3 protein-coding genes are annotated in these 2,360 nt (G+C 65.9%); all 3 read left to right on the forward strand.

Annotated features, from left to right (window positions below; all coding sequences use genetic code 11):
• Window positions 1–956 (forward strand): bifunctional glutamate N-acetyltransferase/amino-acid acetyltransferase ArgJ (gene argJ / locus EN969_RS26965; protein WP_127419546.1); only part of this gene is annotated, 956 nt, incomplete at its 5' end.
• A gap of 29 nt (window positions 957–985) precedes the next feature.
• Window positions 986–1,738 carry a GNAT family N-acetyltransferase gene (locus EN969_RS26970; RefSeq protein ID WP_013529443.1) on the forward strand — a complete coding sequence of 251 codons (753 nt, stop codon included), beginning with the start codon at window positions 986–988 and terminating at the stop codon, window positions 1,736–1,738.
• Window positions 1,731–2,153: a (deoxy)nucleoside triphosphate pyrophosphohydrolase gene (locus tag EN969_RS26975; RefSeq protein ID WP_063169074.1), complete on the forward strand. Its 423-nt coding sequence runs from the start codon at window positions 1,731–1,733 to the stop codon at window positions 2,151–2,153. The genes EN969_RS26970 and EN969_RS26975 overlap by 8 nt, the downstream gene beginning before the upstream one ends.
• The last annotated feature ends 207 nt before the right edge of the window (window positions 2,154–2,360 follow it).

Raw genomic sequence — 2,360 nt, forward strand, 5'->3', positions numbered from 1 at the left:
AGTCGACCGCACTGACCGGCGAGGCGGCGGCGAAGGCGGCCGGCTGCACGGCAGCGGAGGTTTTCATGGCCTCGACCGGCGTCATCGGCGAGCCGCTCGACACCAGCAAATTCAGCCATCTGCTCGCGGGGCTGGTCAGCAAGGGCAAGCCCGAGCTGTGGACCGAAGCGGCAAAGGCGATCATGACCACGGATACCTATCCGAAAGTGGCGACCGCGACCGTCAAGCTCGGCGACACCGATGTCACCATCAACGGCATTTCCAAGGGCGCCGGCATGATCGCGCCCGACATGGCGACGATGCTCTCCTTCATCGCCACCGACGCGCCGATCGCCGCACCTGTCCTGCAGGATCTGTTGTCGCGCGGCACGGCCAAGACTTTCAACGCGGTCACCGTCGACAGCGACACCTCGACCAGCGACACGCTGCTGATCTTCGCCACCGGCAAGGCCGCCAGGCGCGGCGCGCCGGAGATAACCGATCCCAAGGATGCCCGTCTCGGCACGTTCCGCCGGGCGCTCGGCAAGGTGCTGAAATCGCTGGCGCTGCAGGTGGTGCGCGACGGCGAAGGCGCCCGCAAGCAGGTCGAAGTCACCGTCACCGGCGCCAAATCGGCGCGCTCGGCCAAGCGCATCGCGCTGTCGATCGCCAATTCGCCGCTGGTCAAGACGGCAGTCGCCGGCGAGGACGCCAATTGGGGCCGCGTCGTCATGGCCGTCGGCAAGGCCGGCGAACCCGCCGATCGCGACCGGCTGTCGATCTGGTTCGGCGACAACAGGCTGGCGCATGAAGGCGAGCGCGACCCCGGCTATTCCGAGGCGGCGACGTCGGCCTACATGAAGCGCGACGATATCCGCATCCGCGCCGATATCGGCATTGGCCGCGGCAAGGCGACGGTGTGGACCTGCGACCTCACCAAGGAATATGTCGCCATCAATCGCGATTACCGGAGCTGACGGTTTTGAGCTCCAGGCATCCGGCAAGCATGCTCGCGATCGTGCGCCGTTACGAGGCGGCCGGCTTTCGCGCCTGGCCGGCGGCCGCCGTCCACTATGACGGCACCTGGGTGGTGCGGCTGACCGCCGGCCATCCGGCCAAGCGGCTGAACTCGGTCAATCCGCTCGATCCCGGCGACATCCAGCACATTGCCGACCGTATCGGCCGGGCCAGCCGCCGTTTCGATGCCTATGGCAGGCCGCTGACATTCCGCATGTCGCCGTTGTCGGGTCCCGATCTTGCCAGTCATCTCGACCGTGAGGGATGGAGCCGGTTCGACGAGTCGCTGGTCATGCGGCTGCCGCTGGCCGATGCGCAACTCGACGCTGCCATGGACCAGATCCCGCTGAAAGACATCAGCCGCTTCATCGGCGCGTCGCTCAAGGTCAGCGGTTCGGATGTTTCGCTGCGCCCCGGCCTGTCGGAGATCATCGGCGCCATCCAGCCCGAAGCCGGGCTGTTCGCGCTCGAAGATGGATCAGAAGCGCTGGCGACGCTGATCTGCGTGCATGACGGCGATCTCGCCGGCCTGTTCGAGGTCGCCACCGACAAGTCGGCACGCAACAGGGGCCACGGCCGCAACCTGATCCTGTCGGCACTGAAATGGGCACGGCTGCGGGGCGCACGGGAAGCCTGGCTGCAGGTCGAGGCCAACAATGTGCCGGCACTGGCGCTCTACCATTCGCTCGGCTTCGAGGAAGTCTATCGCTACCACTACCGGCGGCCGCCGGGTCATGAATGATGTCGTGACCGCCGGCAAGCGCCTGCTGCTGGTCGCCGCCTGCGCGCTGGTCGATGCCGACGGCCGGGTGCTTCTGGCGCAGCGGCCTCAGGGCAAGCAACTTGCCGGGCTGTGGGAGTTTCCCGGCGGCAAGGTCGAGCCGGGCGAGACGCCCGAACAATGCATCATTCGCGAACTGCATGAGGAAATCGGCATCGAAACCGACATCCCGTGCCTGGCGCCGCTCACTTTCGCCAGCCATTCCTACGACGATTTCCACCTGCTGATGCCGCTGTTCATCTGCCGCCGCTTTCGCGGTATCGCGCAGCCCAGGGAAGGGCAGGCGCTGAAATGGGTAAGGCCGAAGCAGATGCGCGATTATCCGATGCCGCCGGCCGATGAGCCGCTGATCCCGTTCCTCATCGATCTTCTCTGAGGCTCCCGTCCGGCCGGTTCCTGGCCGAGGCGTTGTATCAGCCAGCATTAATGGAAGATTTATCTCGTCGTGAAAAGTTGAAGCATGGCCGTTCGCGGCCGAGCGGTCGATTTGCCGGGGAGCGATAGCATGAGCCTAGACAGGGATTGGGACTCGATCCGGCCCGAGCGGGGGTTTCGCGCCGCCGATGCGGGCATGGGCATATTG

Origin of the sequence: Mesorhizobium sp. M7A.F.Ca.CA.003.01.2.1 (assembly GCF_003998945.1) — a bacterium.
Lineage (GTDB): Bacteria > Pseudomonadota > Alphaproteobacteria > Rhizobiales > Rhizobiaceae > Mesorhizobium > Mesorhizobium ciceri.

Coding starts and splice junctions, on each gene's coding strand:
- EN969_RS26970 (WP_013529443.1), top strand. CDS start 986: ATGCTCGCGATCGTGCGCCGTTACGAGGCGGCCGGCTTTCGCGCCTGG.
- EN969_RS26975 (WP_063169074.1), top strand. CDS start 1,731: ATGAATGATGTCGTGACCGCCGGCAAGCGCCTGCTGCTGGTCGCCGCC.